The organism is Amycolatopsis sp. GA6-003 (genome assembly GCF_046267895.1).
In the GTDB taxonomy this organism is placed as follows: Bacteria; Actinomycetota; Actinomycetes; order Mycobacteriales; family Pseudonocardiaceae; genus Amycolatopsis.
The window spans coordinates 8,861,633-8,880,281 of sequence record NZ_CP176499.1 but is presented as its reverse complement, the minus strand read 5'-3'; the positions used below and the strand labels follow the sequence as shown (position 1 = coordinate 8,880,281).

Sequence of the window (18,649 nt, the reverse complement as noted above, 5' to 3'; positions counted from 1 at the left end):
GGAGTGATGCGCGTTGAGCGGAACCGAGCAAAGCACCGACGAGCAGGTCGTGACGTACGAGGTGCGCGGTCCGGTCGCGGTCGTCGCGCTGAACCGGCCGCGGTACCGCAACGCGCAGAACTCGAAGATGACCTACGCGCTCGACGCCGCGTTCGCCAAGGCGGTGGACGACCCGCACGTCAAGGCGATCGTGCTGGCGGGCAACGGCAAGCACTTCTGCGCCGGGCACGACATCGGCACCCCCGGCCGTGACGCCGACCAGAGCTTCGAGCGCAAAGCGGTCCTCTGGTGGGACCACACCGACCGGGCGGGCGTCGATTCCCGGTTCGCCCGCGAATCGGAGGTCTACCTCGGCATGTGCCGGCGGTGGCGGGAGATCCCGAAGCCGATGATCGCGATGGTGCAGGGCGCGTGCATCGCGGGCGGGCTGATGCTCGCGTGGTCGTGCGACTTCATCGTGGCCTCCGACGACGCGTTCTTCTCCGATCCGGTCGTCCGGATGGGCATCCCGGGCGTCGAGTACTTCGCGCATCCGTGGGTGATGAACCCGCGCGCGGCGAAGGAATTCCTCTTCACCGGCGACCGCTTCGAGGCCGGCCGCGCGCAGGCGCTCGGCATGGTCAACCACGTCGTGCCGCGCGCCGAACTCGAAGAGGCGACGTTCGCGATCGCCGAGCGGATCGCGCAGATGCCGCAATTGGGCCTCGCGCTCACGAAGAAAGCGGTCAACCAGGCCGAAGACCTGATGGGCATGCGGTCCGGAATGGACTCCGTGTTCGGCCTGCACCACGCCGCGCACGCGCACAACGCGGAGCTGGACGCCGATTCGCTCGCCGGGCTCGACGCGCGTTCGATGGCGAAGGCCAACAAGAAGGCCGCGGGAGAGTCATGAGCCCGGAATTCACCGCCGCGGAAGAGGAGTTCCGCGCGGAGGCGCGCGCCTGGCTGGCGGAGAACAGCCCTGGCCCGCTGCCGTCGATGGACACCGAAGACGGGGCCCGCGCGCACCGCGAATGGGAAGCGAAACTGGCCGAGGGCCGGTGGTCCGTGGTCACCTGGCCCGCCGAGTACGGCGGCCGCGACGCGACGTTGACCGAATGGGTGCTGTTCGAGGAGGAGTACTACCTCAGCGGCGCGCCGACCCGGATCGCCCAGAACGGCATTTCGCTGCTGGCCCCGATCATCTTCGAGCACGGCACCGACGAGCAGCGCCACCGGCACCTGCCGGCGACCGCGAACGGCACCCGGATCTGGGCTCAGGCCTGGTCCGAACCCGAGGCGGGCAGCGACCTCGCCGGGATCCGCAGCACGGCCGTCCGCGACGCCGACCGCGGCGGCTGGGTCCTCACTGGACAGAAGATCTGGAGTTCCCGCGCGCCCTTCGCGGACTGGGGGTTCGGCCTGTTCCGCTCCGATCCCGAAGCCGAACGGCACCGCGGCCTCACCTACTTCCTGTTCCCGCTCGATGCCGCCGGCGTCACCGTCCGGCCGATCGCCCAGCTCGACGGCGACTGCGGGTTCGCCGAGATCTTCTTCGACGACGTCTTCGTGCCTGACCAGGACGTCCTCGGCGGCGTCGGCGACGGCTGGCGGGTCGCGATGAGCACGGCGGGCAACGAACGCGGCCTGTCGCTGCGTTCGCCGGGCCGGTTCCTCGCGGCGGCGGACCGGCTGCTGGACCTCTGGGCCGAACGCGGGGCCGAAGCGCCGCACCTGCGCGACCGCGTGGCCGACGCGTGGATCAAGGCCGAGGCCTACCGGCTCTACACCTGGGACACCGTCGACCACGTCCAGAACGGCGGCGACGTCGGCGCGGCGGGCAGCGTGAACAAGCTGTTCTGGACCGGCCTCGACCTCGGCATCCACGAAACGGCGCTGGACCTGCTCGGCCCGGAGCAGGAGCTGCGCGGGCGCTGGACCGAGGACTACCTGTTCGCCCTCGGCGGCCCGATCTACGCCGGCACCAACGAAATCCAGCGCAACATCGTCGCGGAACGGCTGCTCGGCCTCCCCCGCGGCGAACGCGGGAAGGCACAGGCATGAAGTTCCGGCTGTCCGCCGAACAGCGCGCGTTCGCCGAAGCGCTGGACGCCCTGCTGGGCGCGGCCGACGTCCCCGGCGTCAACCGGTCCTGGGCGGCCAAGCGGCCGGAATCCGGGCTGCTGCTGTGGAAACAGCTCGCCGAACTGGGCGTCACCGCGCTCGCCGTGCCCGAGGAACACGGCGGGGTGGGCGGGACTCCGGTCGATCTGCTCGTGGCCTTCGAGCGGCTGGGATATCACGGCGTGCCGGGTCCGCTGATCGAATCGGTCGCCGCCGCGCCCGCGCTGCTCACCGACGCGTCGCTGCTGTCCTCGCTGGCATCCGGGGACGCGGTGGTGACCTTCGCGAGCGCGCCGGACACTCCGTACGCGCTGGATGCTGATGTCGCGACGGACGTCTTCGTGGTCGGCGACGCGCTGGCCCGGGCGGAAATCGGCCGCTCGCTGCAGTCGGTCGATCCTTCGCGGCACCTGTTCGAGGTGACCGCCGCGGCCGAGGTTCAGCCGCTTTCTCCCGAAACACGGCAAAAAGCGCTCGATCTCGCCAGCCTCGCCTGTGCCGCTGAGTTGCTGGGCTGCGGCGAGCGGATGCTGGCCGACACCGTGGCATATCTGGGGCAGCGACGGCAGTTCGGCCGCGTGATCGGCGAGTACCAGGCGCTCAAGCACGCCGTCGCGGACGTCCGGGTGGCGCTCGACTTCGCCCGCCCGCTGCTGCTCGGTGCCGCCCGCGAACCGAACGCCCGCTCGGTCTCGGCGGCGAAGGTGGCAGCCTCGGACGCGGCCCAGCTCGCCGCGCGCACCGGACTGCAGTTGCACGGCGCGATCGGTTACACGCTCGAATGCGACCTGAGCCTGTGGTTGTTGCGCGTCCGGGCACTCGTGGGTTGCTGGGGCACGCCCGCCGTGCACCGCGCGCGGGTGCTGGAAAGCCTGATGAGGGGCCGCTGATGCACTTCGCGCTGACCGACGAGCAGCGGGATCTCGCGGCCGCCGTCCGCGGGCTCGTCACCCGGCGGGCCGCGAAGACCGACCTGCGGGCGGCGATCGACTCGCCGTCCGGGTATGACACGGAGCTGTGGTCCGCGTTGTGCGAGCAGATCGGCGTCGCGGCGCTGGCCATTCCCGAGGAGTACGGCGGGGCCGGGTTCAGCCTGTTCGAAACGCATGTCGTGCTGGAGGAACTGGGCGCGAGCCTGACGCCTTCCCCGCTGCTGGGCTCGGGAGTGCTTGCCGCACAAGCATTATTGGCGGCGGACGCGCCCGAGCTGCTCCCCGAAATCGCGGCGGGCGAGGTCGTCGCGCTGGCGTGGGCAGACGGTGCCGGACGGCATCGGACCGACGGTTCGGACGTGGTCGCCTCGGGCGGCACCCTGAACGGCACCGCGACGCTGGTGCTGGACGGCGCGCAGGCGTCGCACCTGCTGGTGGTCGCGATGGCAGACGGACACCCCGCACTGTTCCAGACCGACGCGACGGCCGAGGCGACCCCGGCGGTCGACCAGACGCTCAGGTTCGCCAAGACCGAATTCCGCGACACCCCGGCGACTTTGCTCGCCGCCGACTTCACCGAAGCGCTCCCCCGGTTGCACGCGATCGCCGCGATCGCTTGCACCGCACTGCAAGTCGGCGGCGCACAGTCCTGTTTGGACCGAACCGTCGCGCATCTCAAGGAACGCGAACAGTTCGGCCGTCCGCTCGGTTCGTTCCAGGCGTTGAAGCACCGGGTCGCGGACATGCTGGTGCAGGTCGAAACCGCTCGTTCGATCTCGTGGGCGGCCGGGTTCGCGGCCGGCAACGGCACCGATCTCGTCCAGCAGGCGGCGTACGCGAAATCCTGGTGCAGCGAGGCTTTCAGCGCGGTAGCGGCCGAAACCGTCCAGCTGCACGGCGGGATCGCGATCACCTGGGAACACGACGCCCAGCTGTATTTCAAACGAGCGCACGCACTCGCGCAGCTTTTCGGCGACGCCCGCGAGCACCGGGCCCGGCTGCTGGCGGGCGGCCGCGCGGTGCCCGCCTGAGCGGCAGGAAGACAATGGAGGAACGAATGGGCGGCAAGTCCATGTCCCTGGACGGCGTCACCGAGTACGTCCGGTCCGGGATGACCGTCGGGATCGGCGGATGGGGGTCGCGGCGCAAGCCGATGGCGATGGTGCGCGAACTGCTGCGCAGCGACGTCGAGGACCTCACGCTGGTCACCTTCGGCGGGCCCGAGGTCGGGCTGCTGTGCGCGGCGGGCAAGGTGCGCCGGGTGGTCTACGGGTTCGTCTCGCTCGACACGATCCCGCTCGACCCGCATTTCCGCGCCGCGCGCGAGGGCGGCCGGGTCGAGACGACCGAGTACGACGAGGGCATGTTCGTCGCGGCGCTGAAGGCGGGCGCCAACCGGCTGTCGTTCCTGCCGACGCGGGCCGGGCTGGAAAGCGACGTGGTGCTGATGAACCCGGAGCTGAAGACGGTCGCATCGCCCTATGACGACGACGTGTACATCGCGGTGCCCGCGGTGCGCCCAGACGTCTCGCTGCTGCATCTCAACCGCTCCGACAGCCTCGGCAACGGCCAGTTCCTCGGCCCGGACCCGTACTTCGACGACCTGTTCGCGATGGCGTCGGACAAAACCCTGCTGAGCGTCGAGAAAATTGTGGACACCGAGGACCTCACCGCCACCGAGCGGTCGACGTCGCTGCTGATCAGCCGGATGTTCGTGAACGGCGTGATCGAGGCGCCGAACGGCGCGCATTTCACCTCGTGCGACCCGGATTACGGCCGCGACGAGGCGTTCCAGCGGCATTACGCGCAATCGGCGCAGGACGAGGAATCGTGGCAGCGCTTCCGCGAGACCTACCTGACCGGCGACGAGGCCAGTTACCACGAAGCAGTGCGCGCCTTCCACCGCGCGACCGAGAAGGAGTCCGCATGAGTGCGCCCGCGACCCGCGCCGAGGTCTGCATCGCCGCCTGCTCCGACGCGTGGCGCGGTTCCGGCGAGGTGCTGGCCCACGCGGTCGGCACGGTCCCGGCGATCAGCGCGCGGCTGGCCCGGCTCACCCACTCCCCCGAACTGGTGCTGTCCGACGGCGAATGCCACTTCATGGCCGACCCGCCGCCGCTGGGCGCGACCGCGGCGGCCGGCGGGACCGTCGAGAGCTGGGCCCCGTTCGGCCGGATCTTCGACATCCTCAACACCGGGCGGCGGCATTCGATGATGGGCGCGAGCCAGATCGACCGGTTCGGCAACCAGAACATCTCGCTGATCGGCGACTGGCGGAAGCCGAAACGCCAGCTGATCGGCATGCGCGGCGCGCCGGGGAACACCGTCAACCACCGCACCGACTACTGGGTGAACCGGCATTCGAGCCGCGTGTTCGTGGACCGCGTGGACGTGGTCTCCGGCGTCGGCAACGACCGGGCCCGCGCGCATCCGTCGACCTCGCTGCGGTTCCACGACCTCGGCGTCGTGGTGACCGACCTGGCGGTGCTCGACTACGACGAGGACGGACGGCTGAAGGTGCGCTCGCTGCACCCCGGCGTCACCGAGGACGAGGTGCGCGCGAACACCGGCTTCGAGCTGGACTTCAGCGGGGCCGGGGTGTCGCGGGCGCCGGACGAGCGCGAACTGGAGCTGATCCGCACCGTGCTCGACCCGAAGAACGCCCGCGACCGGGAGGTCAAGGAGCCCCGGCCCTGACCCGGTCAGCCGGCGAGCAGGCCGCCGTACAGCATCGCGAGGTACTGCTCCGCCACGACGTCGTGGCGGAGCTTCCCGCGCGGGTTGTACCAGCGGACCGACGACCAGACGGTGTCCCGGATGAACCGGTACACCAGGCTCGTCTCGAGGTCGTCGCGGAAGTCGCCGGTCTCCCGGCCCGCCTGGAGCACGCCGAGCCACAGTTTTTCGATCTTCAGCGACGTTTTCCCGACGAATTCGAAATCGGCGAGGCTGCCGACGACGGCCGATTCGTTCTGGTAGAGCGCCACCGCGAACGGCCGCTCGTGAATCGTCGCGAAAGCGGTGTGCACCAGCGCGTCGAACTGCTCGCGCGGCGTGCCGTCCTTCCCGGCGATCTCGGTGAACGCGGCCAGCAGGCCGTCCATGAACTCCTTGAGGATCTCGCGGAGCATGTCCTCCTTGGACGCGAAATGGTGGTACAGGCTCCCGGACAGGATGCCCGCCTCGTCGGCGATGTCGCGGACGGTGGTCTGGGAGTAGCCCCGGGTCGCGAACAGCTGAGCGGCGATGCCCAGCAGCTCGCCGCGCCGGGTGCCGCCGTTTCTGGCCGGGGCCCGGCCGGTTCGCGGAGTCATCGCATGGATCCCTTCCTGCCCGCTGCTTTCCCCTATGCTACCGAACAAGCACTTGTTCAGTGAGGAGACCCGCGTGTCGACACCTCGCACGATGCCCGCTCTGCTCGACGAAGCCGCCCGCCGCCACGGCGCCGCTCCGGCTGTGGTCGACGGTACGACACAGCTGTCCTGGACCGGATTGCGGGAGCGGGTACGCACCGTTTCCCGCGCGCTGGCGGCGGTCGGAGTCCGGTCCGGCGACCGGGTCGCGGTGTGGTCGCCGAACCGGGTGGAGTTCATCCTGACGTTCCTGGGCACGCAGTGCCTCGGCGCGGCGCTGGTGCCGATCAACACCCGGTACCGCAGCGAGGAGGCGCGGGTGGTGCTGGAGCGGTCCGGCGCGTCGGTGCTGGTGCTGTGCAACGGGTTTCTCGGCAACGACTACCTCGGGATGCTGACCTCGGCCGCCTCCCGTCCGGGTGACTCCGGCGCTTCCGGGGCAGTACCTGGCCTTCCGCGGCTGCACACCGTGGTCGACCTTGGTCCCGACGGGGTCGCGTTGCCGTGGGACGAATTCCTCGCCCGGGCGGAGTCGGTGCCGCCTGTCGACGAATCCGTGGTGACGCCTTCCACTGTGGCGGACATTCTGTACACCTCGGGCACCACCGGCGTGCCCAAGGGCGTGATGAGCACGCACGCCCAGACGATCGGCGTCGCGGCCGTGTGGGCGAAGGGCGCGTCGCTCACCCCGGCCGACAAGTACGCGATCGTCAACCCGTTCTTTCACTCCTTCGGCTACAAGGCCGGGGTGGTCGCGGCGATCACCGCGGGCACGACCGTCTACCCGGTGCCGACCTTCGACCCGGTCGCGTTGATGGAGCTGATCCAGCGCGTTGGCATCTCAGTGCTGCCCGGTGCTCCTACCATCTTCACTACGCTGATAAACCACCCGCGCCGCAAGGACTTCGACCTGTCGTCGCTGCGGTTCGCGATCGCCGGGGCGGCTTCGGTTCCGGAGAACCTGTTCTCGGACATGCGGGAGATCCTCGGCTTCGAGCAGGTCGCGCAGGCGTACGGGCTCACCGAATGCGTGGTGGCGACCCAATCGCGCCCGAACGAGGACCCCCGGCATGTCGCGCACACGACGGGCCCGGCGGTGCCCGGGCTGGAAATCCGGACAGTCGACGGCGAAGGCCAGGACGTCCCGGTCGGCACCGACGGGGAAATCCTCATCCGGGGCGAGTTCGTGATGCTCGGCTACTTCGACGACCCGGAAGCGACCGCGGCGGCGATCGACGCCGACGGCTGGCTGCACACCGGCGACGTCGGGCAGCTGGACGAGCACGGCTGCGTCAAGATCACCGGACGGCTCAAGGACATGTTCACCGTCGGCGGGTTCAACGTGTACCCGGCCGAGGTGGAGAACGTGCTGAGCACGCACCCGGACGTGGTGGAGGCCGCGGTGGTCGGCGTGGACGACGAACGGATGGGTTCGGTGGGCCGCGCGTACGTGACGCTGTGGGACGGGATCGAGCTGGACCCGGACGCGCTGCGCGAGTACTGCCGGGAACGGCTGGCGAACTTCAAAGTGCCGCGCGAATTCGTGCCGATCAAGGAACTGCCGCGCAACGCCAGCGGGAAGATCGTGAAGCGGGAGCTGGGGTGACCCGCCCGGTGTCAGGTCTGGACCACGCGGCGGGTTAGCTCCGCGGCCAACGGGATCGAGGGCTGCCACCAACGGGATCGAGCTGGAACCCGACGCACTGCGCGAGTACCGCCGGGAACGACTGGCGAACTTCAGGGTGCCGCGCAACGCCAGGGGAAACGCCCGGCGTCAAGCCTGAACCACGCGCCGAGCCAGCTCCGCGTCCAACGGGATCGAGCTGGACCCGAAGGCACCGCGCCAGTACCGCCGGGAACGACTGACGAACGTCAAAATGCCGCGCAATGCCAGCGGAAACGCCCGGCGTCAAGCCTGGACCACGCGCCGAGCAAGCTCCGCGTCCAACGGGCTCATCCCGTCGTCCACCTGGTCCGACGGTCGCCACCAGCGGAACGCCAGCACCTCGTCGTTCGCGGTCAGCCGAGGCGGGTGCTGGAGGCGGGTGTGGTAGACGGCGAGGAGTTCCCGGCGTTTCGGCCGGACGAGGTCGAACTCGGCGACGGCCGCGAAAGCCAGGTCGTGCGCGCGGATGCCGGTTTCCTCCCGAAGTTCCCGGATGGCGGTGCGGTGCGCGGTCTCCCCTGGCTCCCGCTTGCCGCCCGGCAGCTCCCACTGTCGTCGCCAGCTGTCGAACACCAGCAAGACTGCCCCTCCCCGCCGCACGACCACCACCGACGCCGCCGCCTGTTCCTCCTCTGCGAACCGGACGGCAAGCAGCACGTTGCCCGCGCGATCGCGGATCGGCAGTGCAGTCATGCTCCGATCCAACCGCGCGGGCCGCTTCCCCGCCGAGTGTGTTTTTAGGCTAGCCGCTCCAGCACCATCGCCATGCCCTGTCCGCCCGCCGCGCACATGGTCTCCAAGCCGAAGGTCGCGTCCTTCTCCTGGAGGCCGTGCAGCAGCGTCGTCGCCATCCGCGCGCCGGTTGAGCCGAACGGGTGACCCAGCGCGATCGCCCCGCCGTGCACGTTGACGCGGTCGAGGTCCAGGCCCAGCTGGTCGACGCACGGCAGCACCTGCGCGGCGAAGGCCTCGTTCATCTCGACCAGGTCGATGTCCCGAACCGACAGTCCCGCCCGCGCCAGCGCCTGCCTGCTCGCCTCGACCGGCCCGAGTCCCATGATTTCCGGGCTCAACGCCGACACTCCCGTGGCGACGATCCGCGCCAGCGGCTGAATGCCCAGCTCACGCGCCCGGACGTCGCTCACCACCACGAGCGCGGCCGCCCCGTCGTTTAGCGGGCAGCAGTTTGCCGCGGTAACCGTCCCGTCTGGTCGGAACACCGGCTTGAGTTGAGATATCTTCTCCAGCGTCACGCCCGCCCGCGGGCCGTCGTCGGCGGACACCACGCTGCCGTCCGGCAAGGTCACCGGAGTGATGTCCTGCCGCCAGAACTCCCCCGCCGCCTCGGCAAGATTCTGGCTGCGCACCGCGAACGCGTCTTGGTCCTTTCGGGACACTCCACAATGGTCTGCGACATTCTCCGCGGTCTCGCCCATCGTGATGTAGACATCCGGCAGCGCACCGTCTTTCCGCGGGTCTGTCCACTTCAGACCGCCAGCTGCCCGCTTCTCCGTCACGGCCATCGCGTCGGCGTACAGCGGGTTCTTCGTGTCCGGCATCCCGTCCGCTTTCCCTTGGGAGAACCGGGAAACGCACTCGACGCCCGCCGAAACGAACACGTCGCCTTCGCCAGCGCGGATCGCGTGCATCGCCATCCTCGTGGTCTGCAGCGAAGACGCGCAATAGCGGTGCACAGTGGTGCCGGGCACCGCGTCGAGGCCGAGCCTCAGCGCAACCATCCGGCCGAGGTTGTACGCCTGTTCCCCGGCCGGTTGCGCGCAGCCGAGCATCAGGTCGTCGATCCGCCCGACCTCCGGGACCGCGGCCAGCGCGGCTTCGACCATCTGCGCGGCGAGGTCGTCCGGCCGCAGGTCTTTGAGCGAGCCTTTATACGCCCGCCCGATCGGCGAGCGAGCGGCGGAGACGATCACGGCTTCGGGCACAGCAGGGTCCTCCTCAGGAGTTCGGGGTGTGCTGGAGGAAAGCAGGCCATTCGCCGCCCCCGTCCACATTGAGCACCGCGCCGCTGACGTGACTCGCGAGCGGCGACGCGAGCAGCAAACAGGCTTGCCCGACCTCGGCCGGGGACGCGAACTGTCCACGCGGGATCGTCCGGGCGACCGCGGCGCGCTGTGCTGGATCGCCGTAGTGGTCCTCGGAACCCGGCGTCTCGACCAACCCGCAACTGACCGCGTTGACCCGCACCCGCGGTGCCCACTCGACGGCCAAACTGGTGGTGAGACTTTCCAGCGCCGCCTTCGCCGCGCCGTACACCGCCGTGCCCGGGCTGGGCCGCCGCGCCGAAATCGACGTGACATTGACTGCCGACGCACCGGCCGTCTCGGACAGAATCGGGTACGCCGAGTGGAGCACGTACGCCGCGGCCAGGAAGTTCAGATCGTTGATCTTGCGATGAAACCGCGGCGAGGCCTCGGCGAACTGGGCGAACGGTGCGCCGCCGGCGTTGTTGACCACGACGTCGAGCCGCCCGTGCCGCTCGCCGATCTCCTCCAGCCACTCGCGGACCTGCTCCGGCTCCCGCACGTCGACCTGCGTAAACCGCGGCTTGCGCCCGTCCACCTCGCGCAGCTTCCCGGGTTCGGTGCGCCCGCAGATCTCGACCTCGGCCCCCGCTTCGAGGAACGTCGTCACGATGCCGTCGCCGACGCCGCGCGCTCCGCCGGTGACGAGGACGACGCGACCGGTCAGGTCGAAGCTGACAGACATGCTGCTCCTTCTCGCCGGGAGCGCTCAGCTTACCAAACAAGTGCTAGGTTGAGGGCGAGGAGGTTTTCCCTGCCACGTGAAGCGATCCGGCGAGCCAGCATCGTCGCCGGGGGCGCGCCGGGATTGGCGGGGCGTCGCTGAAGGACATCGACGCTGCGTTGCCACGGCGGCTCGTGAGCGCTGATTCCGGTCAGAACCGGCGCCGCCGCTCACGAGCTATTCAGCCCACGTATCCCGCGGGCTTGCCCCAATCCGCACCCCGGGTCGTAGTCCGGTCCACCAGCACACACCGCGTCCCGGTGAAGTTCGTTGGCATGCATTTGTTGCAGTGGATGCACAACGACGGCGTCTCCGGCTCGGCCGCGATGCGGTTCACCAGGTCCGGCTCGCGCAGCAACGCGCGCCCCATCGCGACGTACTGGAATCCTTCCCGCATCGCCAGCTCCATCGACGCGCGGCCGGTGATCCCGCCGAGCAGCACCATCGGCAGCTTCACCGCGGCCCGGATCTGGCGCGCGTCTTCAAGCAAGAATGCGTCCCGGTAAGGGTATTCGCGGATAAAGCGCTTCCCCATCGCCTGAACGCCCAGCTTCAGCGGCTGCGGCAGCACCGCGGCGAACTCGCGGACCGGGGCGTCGCCCTTGAAGAGGTACATCGGGTTGAGCAGCGACGAACCGGCAGTCATCTCGAGCGCGTCGCAAGTACCGTCGGCTTCCAGCCACTGCGTCACCGGAATCGCCTCGTCGAGCCAAAACCCGCCGGGAGCACCGTCGTCCATGTTCATTTTGACGATCACCGCGATCCGGTCGCCGACCGCGTCGCGCACCGCGCGCATCGTGTCGCGCGCGAGCCGGGCGCGGTTTTCCAGCGAGCCGCCGTATTCGTCGGTGCGGTGGTTGAGTTTCGGACTCAGGAAGGAGCTGATCAGATAGTTGTGTCCTAAGTGGACCTCAATCGCGTCGAAGCCGCATTCGATAGCGCGCAAGGCAGCTTCGGCGTGGGCGCGTTTGACGCGTTCGATGCCGACGTGGTCGATTTGCTGGGCGAAACTGAGCGTCGTCTTGTGGAAATACCGGCTCGGCGCGAGCGCGGGAAGCCCGTTGCCCTTAGGGTTCGCGACCGGCCCGCCGTGCCCGATCTGCGCCGAGACCGCCGCGCCCTCGGCGTGCACCGCGTCGGTGAGCACGCGCAGTCCGGGCAGGGCTTCGTCGGCCCAATAGATCTGATGCCGGTCGGTGCGGCCTTCCTTGGCGACCGCGCAATAGGCGACCGTCGTCATCCCGACGCCGCCTTTCGCGTAACCGACGTGGAAATCGACCAGATCCCGGGTGACCCGGCCGTGATGGCTGAGCCCCTCGTAGGTCGCCGCCTTGACAACGCGATTGCGCAACCGCACCGGCCCGAGCCGGGCGGGAGCCAGCGGGTCGGGCGGGGTGGAGGTCGTGGAAGTCACGGTGCCACGGTAGGAAACGGAGCCCGCGGCCCGCTCCGCCGATCTCGGTGACCGGGAGGCCAGGACAGGTGGGCGCGGCAACGCTCGGCCCGGGCGCGGCGACTCCAGTTCAGCTGTTCGCGCTCAGGAGGGAAACCGCTGTGTCTGGCCTCGTCCTCGATACCACGCCGACGCCTTCACCGGCCCCACCGCCGTCGCCGCGCGCCTCAAGGAAGCGTCCGAGACGGACGAGCCGGCGGATTACGCGAACAGGATCAATCTGGAGATCCTCGGCCAGCTCGCGGGTCCGCGCCCATCAGCACTCCGCCGGTCGTGCGGATGTCCGGGAAATCGAACGGGGCCGGTTTCCTCGACATGACGGCCGAGTTCCTCGCAGAGTTTGGCCGTTTGCCGCGACGCGGCCAGGCACGCCGGATGCGGGTCGACCCGGTCCGGGCGTGCCTCGCCAGGTCGATGCGGAGCCGCCCGGGGCCGCGGCGGGTCGCGGCGATGAAGGTGCCGTTCGGGGTCGGGCGGCGATCGCGTCCAGCAGCGCCGCGCTGTCCCGGACTGTCGTGGTCACCGCGTGGGCGACCGAAACCGGCGCGTCGGCAGCGGCGGAGCAGCTCGATGTCCACAGTGGACTCAGCCGAGGCGGACAACCGGCTGTTGCGGGGAGACCGGCGGCCTCGGTGCCGAGGTCCTCGACCAGGAACGGGACGCCGGTGAGCGGGCCGTCCGGCGCCGATCTCGGCGAGGGCGGCTTCGAAGCGACGGCCGACGACAGCGTTGAGCCGAGGATTCGTCTCCTCGATGCGGGCGATCGCCTGTTCGGCGGCCCCGTGCGGACAGTTCGCCGCGGCGGATGGCGGCGGGGTCAAGGGCGGAAGGGGGCACAGCGAGATCTCCTCGGAAGGCTCAGCCGAAGAAGGCTTGACCGCCGTCGAGCGGCACGGTGGCCCCGGTCAGGTAGCGCAGATCGGAGCCGACCAGCGCGACGACGGCGCGGCCGATGTCCTCCTCGCACTCCCCGATCCGGCCCATCGGAATGGTCGCGACGAATTCGGCGGCCTCTTCGGGATGGTGCTCGGTCCACCATTTCAGCCCGGGCGACAACGCGTGCGGCGCGATCGCGTTGACCCGGATCCCGTCGCGCGCCCACTCCACGGCGGCGGTGCGCGACAGCGAGCGCAGGGCTTGTTTCGCCGCGGCATAAGCACCGTAGGTGGTGGGATCCCAACGCACCATCGCTGAGGTGACCAGGTTGACGATCGAACCGTCGCCGGTCGCCTTCAAATGCGGATGGACGGCTTTCATGAACGCGAACGCGGCGAACGGGCCGGTTTCGAAACCGCGCCGGAAATCCTCCTCGCTCATTTTCAGCAACGGCCCGAAGGCGCCGGAGTACGCATTGTTGACCAGAATGTCCAAGCGGCCGAACCGCGAAACGGCCTCGTCGACGACGCCGGGAATCGACGCGGTGTCCGCGACATCGCATGCGAACGGTTCCGCGGACGCGCCCCGCTCGCGCAGGAGACGACAGGTCTCGTCCAGCTTGGCGCGCGTGCGGCCGACGACCGCGACCGACGCCCCCTCTCCTGCCAGCGCCAATGCGATTCCTTGCCCGACGCCTTGTCCGGCGCCGGTCACCAGGGCCACCCGGCCCGCGAGCGTGTTCATCGGCCTCCTTCGTCCTGGGCAACCGGCCGGGCGAGGTGTTTCGCCACGAAAATGCCGTCCGCGGAAACGCAGACCCGGCCGTCGGCGAGTATTTCGCCGGTCGTGTGAATACGGTGGCCTTCGCTGGATTCTTGGCGTGCGCGAATCGTCAGTTCCTCGAACAACGGGGTCGTCCGGTGGTACCGGACGCTGAGCGTGCCGGTCATCCCGTCCGGCCCGGGACCCCAGCTGTTCGCGACGCCGAGCGCGTGATCCAGCAGCAGTGCGGAAATCCCGCCGTGCACGCAGCCCGGCGGACCTTGATAAGGCAAGCCGAGCGTCACCGTTCCGGCGACCGAACCGTCCGGCAGGCCGTGCAGGCGCAGCGGCGGCGCGAGGGCGTTTTCCGGGCCGGTGACCGGATCGTGCCGTGGCCGCCCGGCCCACATTCCGGCGACTCGTTCCTGCCGCTCCGGCGCGTGTTCTTCGAGCTGGGCGGCGATCCGGTCGAGTTCGCGGGCGATGTCCGTCATCGGCGCGGCGCTGTCCGCGCCCGCGTGCAGCAGTGCGCTGACCACCCGGCGCGCCGCCGCGACGGCAGCGTCGATGCCGTCGTCATCGGGCATGGGCGACAACGGGACGTTCTCGGCGTAGGTCGTCATCAGTAGTGCGCCGCCGGGCGGAGAGTCGCTTCGGCGCCGCCGTCGACGTAAACGACCTGGCCGGTGATGTGCGTGGTCGCGGCGTCCGCGAAATAGGCCAGGACTCGCGCGACGTCCTCCGCGGCCGCGTAACCGTGCAGCGGCATCGGGACTGCTTTGTCCATCACGGCTTTCCTCTTCGGGTCCGCGAAAAGCTCGTCGGTCATCGGCGTCCGCACCACCCCGGGTGCGACCACGTTGACCGCGATTCCCGCGTCGGCCCAGCCTGGCGAGACGGACGTCCGGCGCGCCCATTGCGCGATCGCGGACTTCGAGGACGGGTACAGCTGGAGCGCGCGATTGCCGGCGATCGCCGCGCGAGCGGCGGTCAGCGCGGCTTGCTCGTCGCCGCGCAGGCAGGCGTCGACCACCGCGGGATCGTTCGGCTGGGTGCCGGAGATCGAGCCGACCAGGACCACCCGCGGCGTCGCGGATTTCGCGAGCAACGGCTGGAGTGCGTCGACGAACTCGGTGCTGCCGAAGTAGTTCACCGTGACCATGGCTTCGCCCGGATTCGCCGTGCCGGCGCAGGTGATCACCGCGTCGACGTGCCCGGTGCGCTTGCCGATGTCCTCGGCGGCAGCGGCCCGGCCCTGCGGCGTCGAGAGGTCCGCGTCCACGTCGCTGCCCGCGAGGTCGACGCCGAGAACCTGGTCGCCGCGCTCGGCGAGGAGACCGCTGAGCGCCGCCCCGATCCCCGAACTCGCTCCGGTGACGACGACAGTGCGCGGCATGACGGCCTCCTGAGGTGGGTTCCGGGAACGGCCGCGACGCTACGGGGACCTCGGCGCGCGCGGCGGGCTGATCCCGGTCACCGGGAGAAACTGGCCGGTCTGACATACCAGCGCTCCGGACTACCACGTCACCTCGAGCACCTGGTCGCCGAGCGAGCCGCCCGGCCTGCGCGGTGTGAAGTCTCAACCGGCCCGGACTGGTCGGTCAGCCGGCCGGCCCAGTTCGGCCAGCAGCAACCGGCACGCCAGCACGGTGTCCGCCTCGGCCTCTTCCGCGGTGATGTGCCCGTTCAGCTGCGAGGTCAGCACGCCGTACCAGGTCTGCTCGACCAGCCGGACCAGCCGGCGGTCGTGGCCGCTGGGCTCGGCCACCCCGGCGACGCGCAGGATCAGGTCGCCGAACGCGACCGTCGCGGCCATGTTCGGCGACTCCCCCGCGACCGTCGCGTTGTTCGACTGCAGCATCGCCTGCGCGAGCCGCGGCCGCTCCAGCAGCCGGCGGGCGGCGTCGACCAGCACGCGCGCGACCGCCTCGGCCGGTTCCTGGCCGGGTCCGACCGGGACGCTGGTGCGGTCCAGCTGCTCGACCTGGCTGTGCAGCAGCGCGGTGAACAGGACCGTCTTGGACGGGAAGTACCGGTAGAGCGTGGCGATGGCGACCCCGGCGTCGCGGGCGACGTCGAGCATCTGGATCCGGTCGAGGCCGTGCTCGGCGCCGTGGTCCGCGGCCGCCCGCAGGATGCGCCGGTAGCGCTCCCGCTGCGCGGGCGAACTCGGCGTGGCCGGCGCCCGGTTTTCGGCGACTCTCGGCACCGCGACTCCTCCGCTCGTGATCAGGCCATTCTCGCGCACGATCCTCCCACCGGGCGCCGCCGCTGCCGGTGAGCGGGACGACCGCGGCCGGACGCGGTGGGCTCGCTGGGTCGCGACGACTTGGCTTCGGCGACCAGTTCGACGTGGTGGCGGCCGGGTCCGGCGCGTACCTCGCGGCCCGGGCCGGGCTGCGCACCCGCAGTGGTCGAGGGCGCGGACCGGCTCGGCGGGACGTCGGCGTACTCCGGCGCGGCCTGCTGGCTGCCCGGCACGCAGGTGCAGCAGCGCTTCGGCGTCGCGGATTCCACCGCCGCCGCGCGCGAGAACCTGCGCGCGCTGCTCGGCGAGGACCGGGCCGGGCGGCAGGAGGCGTTCCTGGAGAAGGCCCCGGAGCTGGTCGCGACGCTGCGGGCGGACCCGGCGCTCGAGTTCGAGCGGCGGGCGTTCCCGGACTGCTTCGACCGGCCGGGCCGGGTCCCCGGCGGACGTTCGTTCGTGCCGGTCGGCCTGCCGCGGTCCGAGCTGGGCGAACGCGCGGAGCTGGTGCCCGCGCCCGCGACGGACGGCGGTACGCGAACGAGTCCCTGCCATACGACCAGAGGGGCCGTGAGATGGCAGCGGACCCGGCGCGGCGGATCCCCTCGCACCTCGTGTCCGACAGCCGGGAGGGCGGCCGCGGTGCCCGGCGGACGGCCGGACGACCGCTCGGCGGCCGACACGTGGGTGCAGGCGGACACGCTCGCGGAGCTGGCCAAGTTGATCGACGCTCCGGAGCCGCCGGAGACGGTCGCCGGTTCGATTCTTTCGCCGAGGCCGGGCACGACCCGGGATTCGGCCGGGGCGAGGACGAATACGCGCGGCATGCCGCGAATCCGGTGCCGGTTCCGGTGATCGCCCGCCGTTCCGCGCCGCTCGGCTGGTGCTGCCGGACCTGGGCGCGAAGGGCGGACTGGTCACCGAGCCGGTCCGGACGCGCGAGTGCTGCGCGAGGACGGTTCGGTGGTCGAAGGTCTTTACGCGGCCGGGAATTCGGCGGCTTCGATGACCGGGCGGTACTGCCCGGGCCCGGGCATTCCGCGGGGCACAGCGTTCCCGGCCCGAGCGGTCGACGAGATGGGGGCACGGGCCGGAAAACAGCCGGATTGCCGCGCAGCCCCACGCCGCCGCGGGCCAGGCGCGTCAACCGAGCACCGTGCCCGAGCTTTCCGTGCGAGGGCGTTTGCGGGAGAAGGCCGAGAGGTCGATCTCCAGCCCCGTGTGTTCGCCGACGTACCGCGCCGGCCGCGCGTCGTGGTCCGTGCCGTTCTCGGTCTGTTCGATGATCGCGGCCAGGAACTTGCCGACGACCGGGGCGTTTTTGAACTGGTTGCCGCTGGTGCCCATGGCGACGTAGAACCCGTCGAGCCCGGTGCGGTCGTAGATGGGGGTCCAGTCGTCGGCGACGTCGTAGACCCCCACGACCCCCCGCGCCCGGTTCGGGACCGTCAGCCCGGGCAGCCGCCGGGCGGCGCGGGTCACTTGCGCCTCGAACACCGCCATGGTCGGGTGCGTCGCGACCGCGTCCGGGTCGTCCGCCCACTGCAGCGGATCGCACTCCGGTTCCGTGCCGCCGACGAGCAGCCCGCCGCCGGGCTCGCCGCGCAGATACGTGCCCAGGTCCATGTCCGCCACCGAAATCCCGGCCCCGGAACCGGCTTGATACCCCGGCGGCGCCGCCACGTGCGCGACCTCCTGGCGCAAGGGCCGGCACGACACCGTGAAATCCGCGCCGACCCCGGCCAGTTCGTTGACGCGCGTCGACCACGGGCCGGCGGCGTTGACCACCACGGCACACGGAATCCGGGTCCCGTCGCCCAGCACTGCCGCACTCACGCGGCCATCGGCCCGCTCGACGCCGCACACGGTCGTGCGGAAGCGGAACTCCGCGCCGTGGAACCGCGCGGCGGCGGCCAGGTTCTGCGCGGCCAGCGCCGGATCGGTCACGAATCCCGCGTCGGGCGTGTACACCGCGCCCAGCGCGGACTCCGCGTCCGCCCAGAACCGGTTGTCGTCAAGGCGTTTCGGCGGCCAGTAACTGCCGACGTCGATACCCGGTATCCGCTCCGCGAGCTCTGCGCTCGACCACTCCTCGAACGGAACCCCGGCCTCTTTGAACAGCGGCACATACGCCGACCGCGGCGCGGCAGGAACGTCCAGCATCGCCAGCCCGCACCGCTCGAACCGGGCCAGCTGCCCGACGTCGCAACCGAGGTGCTCCGCCCACGCCCGCCAGGCGAAATGCGCCTCCCAGGCCGCGGAAACCCCGGCCAGCGTGGAAAAATTGAACCGCACCACCGCACTCGAAGCGGCCGTGGAACCGTGCCCCGGCGCCCCGGCCTTGTCGACGACCGTCACGCGCCACCCGCGCCTGCCCAGTTCCAGCGCGACCGAAGCACCGACAACGCCCGAACCGATCACCACGACATCGGCGGCCATGGAACCCACTCCCCTCACGGAAACCCGTGCGCCACGCCGAGCACGCACGATGAC

At 70.5% G+C, this 18,649-nt stretch carries 18 protein-coding genes and 1 pseudogene; 9 read left to right on the top strand and 10 right to left on the bottom strand.

Annotated features, from left to right (window positions below; all coding sequences use genetic code 11):
* Positions 1-13: 13 nt before the first annotated feature.
* Genes F9C12_RS40165 through F9C12_RS40140 form a run of 6 tightly spaced genes read left to right on the top strand, consistent with a single transcriptional unit; the run spans position 14 to position 5,732 of the window.
* Positions 14-892 carry an enoyl-CoA hydratase gene (locus F9C12_RS40165; RefSeq protein ID WP_409463925.1) on the top strand — a complete coding sequence of 293 codons (879 nt, stop codon included), beginning with the start codon at positions 14-16 and terminating at the stop codon, positions 890-892.
* Positions 889-2,043, top strand: a complete 1,155-nt coding sequence (locus tag F9C12_RS40160; protein ID WP_409463924.1) for an acyl-CoA dehydrogenase family protein — start codon at positions 889-891, stop codon at positions 2,041-2,043. Before F9C12_RS40165 ends, F9C12_RS40160 begins: the two co-directional genes overlap by 4 nt.
* Positions 2,040-2,993 (top strand): acyl-CoA dehydrogenase family protein, encoded by a 954-nt coding sequence (locus F9C12_RS40155; protein ID WP_409463923.1) that lies wholly within the window; start codon positions 2,040-2,042, stop codon positions 2,991-2,993. The genes F9C12_RS40160 and F9C12_RS40155 overlap by 4 nt, the downstream gene beginning before the upstream one ends.
* Entirely contained in the window at positions 2,993-4,066 is a 1,074-nt protein-coding gene (locus tag F9C12_RS40150) for an acyl-CoA dehydrogenase family protein (protein ID WP_409463922.1), read from the top strand. The genes F9C12_RS40155 and F9C12_RS40150 overlap by 1 nt, the downstream gene beginning before the upstream one ends.
* Before the next feature lie 26 nt (positions 4,067-4,092).
* Complete coding sequence (locus tag F9C12_RS40145) at positions 4,093-4,965, top strand: CoA transferase subunit A (RefSeq protein ID WP_409463921.1); 873 nt, start codon at positions 4,093-4,095, stop codon at positions 4,963-4,965.
* Positions 4,962-5,732, top strand: a complete 771-nt coding sequence (locus F9C12_RS40140; protein ID WP_409463920.1) for a CoA-transferase subunit beta — start codon at positions 4,962-4,964, stop codon at positions 5,730-5,732. Before F9C12_RS40145 ends, F9C12_RS40140 begins: the two co-directional genes overlap by 4 nt.
* A 5-nt stretch (positions 5,733-5,737) precedes the next feature.
* On the opposite strand, the gene F9C12_RS40135 is transcribed toward F9C12_RS40140, so the two are convergent.
* Positions 5,738-6,349 carry a TetR/AcrR family transcriptional regulator gene (locus F9C12_RS40135; protein ID WP_409463919.1) on the bottom strand — a complete coding sequence of 204 codons (612 nt, stop codon included), beginning with the start codon at positions 6,347-6,349 and terminating at the stop codon, positions 5,738-5,740.
* Between the two features lie 91 nt (positions 6,350-6,440).
* On the opposite strand from F9C12_RS40135, the gene F9C12_RS40130 reads away from it, so the two are divergent.
* Complete coding sequence (locus F9C12_RS40130) at positions 6,441-7,994, top strand: AMP-binding protein (protein ID WP_409467148.1); 1,554 nt, start codon at positions 6,441-6,443, stop codon at positions 7,992-7,994.
* Between the two features lie 303 nt (positions 7,995-8,297).
* Here the strand turns inward: F9C12_RS40130 and F9C12_RS40125 are convergent, their stop codons facing one another.
* The 8 genes from F9C12_RS40125 to F9C12_RS40090 form a co-directional block, all read right to left on the bottom strand.
* A complete protein-coding gene (locus F9C12_RS40125) occupies positions 8,298-8,747 on the bottom strand; it encodes an NUDIX domain-containing protein (protein WP_409463918.1) in 450 nt (149 codons plus the stop codon).
* Between the two features lie 44 nt (positions 8,748-8,791).
* Complete coding sequence (locus F9C12_RS40120; RefSeq protein WP_409463917.1) at positions 8,792-9,997, bottom strand: acetyl-CoA C-acetyltransferase; 1,206 nt, start codon at positions 9,995-9,997, stop codon at positions 8,792-8,794.
* A gap of 13 nt (positions 9,998-10,010) precedes the next feature.
* Positions 10,011-10,781: an SDR family oxidoreductase gene (locus F9C12_RS40115; RefSeq protein WP_409463916.1), complete on the bottom strand. Its 771-nt coding sequence runs from the start codon at positions 10,779-10,781 to the stop codon at positions 10,011-10,013.
* Between the two features lie 220 nt (positions 10,782-11,001).
* Positions 11,002-12,234, bottom strand: coding sequence for an NADH:flavin oxidoreductase (locus F9C12_RS40110; RefSeq protein WP_409463915.1), 1,233 nt, complete (start codon positions 12,232-12,234; stop codon positions 11,002-11,004).
* 897 nt (positions 12,235-13,131) lie between these two features.
* Complete coding sequence (locus F9C12_RS40105) at positions 13,132-13,893, bottom strand: SDR family NAD(P)-dependent oxidoreductase (RefSeq protein ID WP_409463914.1); 762 nt, start codon at positions 13,891-13,893, stop codon at positions 13,132-13,134.
* Positions 13,890-14,534, bottom strand: coding sequence for a PaaI family thioesterase (locus F9C12_RS40100; protein ID WP_409463913.1), 645 nt, complete (start codon positions 14,532-14,534; stop codon positions 13,890-13,892). Before F9C12_RS40100 ends, F9C12_RS40105 begins: the two co-directional genes overlap by 4 nt.
* Positions 14,534-15,307 carry an SDR family oxidoreductase gene (locus tag F9C12_RS40095; RefSeq protein WP_409463912.1) on the bottom strand — a complete coding sequence of 258 codons (774 nt, stop codon included), beginning with the start codon at positions 15,305-15,307 and terminating at the stop codon, positions 14,534-14,536. The genes F9C12_RS40100 and F9C12_RS40095 overlap by 1 nt, the downstream gene beginning before the upstream one ends.
* Before the next feature lie 183 nt (positions 15,308-15,490).
* Entirely contained in the window at positions 15,491-16,120 is a 630-nt protein-coding gene (locus F9C12_RS40090; protein WP_409179514.1) for a TetR/AcrR family transcriptional regulator, read from the bottom strand.
* A 201-nt stretch (positions 16,121-16,321) separates the two neighbouring features.
* Between F9C12_RS40090 and F9C12_RS40085 the strand changes: the two genes are divergently transcribed.
* Positions 16,322-17,011: an FAD-binding protein gene (locus F9C12_RS40085; RefSeq protein ID WP_409463911.1), complete on the top strand. Its 690-nt coding sequence runs from the start codon at positions 16,322-16,324 to the stop codon at positions 17,009-17,011.
* 87 nt (positions 17,012-17,098) lie between these two features.
* Positions 17,099-17,143: pseudogene (locus F9C12_RS40080) on the top strand (hypothetical protein); the annotation flags it as partial.
* Positions 17,144-17,299: 156 nt separating this feature from the next.
* Here F9C12_RS40080 and F9C12_RS40075 read toward each other — a convergent pair.
* Positions 17,300-18,595 carry an NAD(P)/FAD-dependent oxidoreductase gene (locus F9C12_RS40075; RefSeq protein WP_409463910.1) on the bottom strand — a complete coding sequence of 432 codons (1,296 nt, stop codon included), beginning with the start codon at positions 18,593-18,595 and terminating at the stop codon, positions 17,300-17,302.
* Positions 18,596-18,649: the final 54 nt, after the last annotated feature.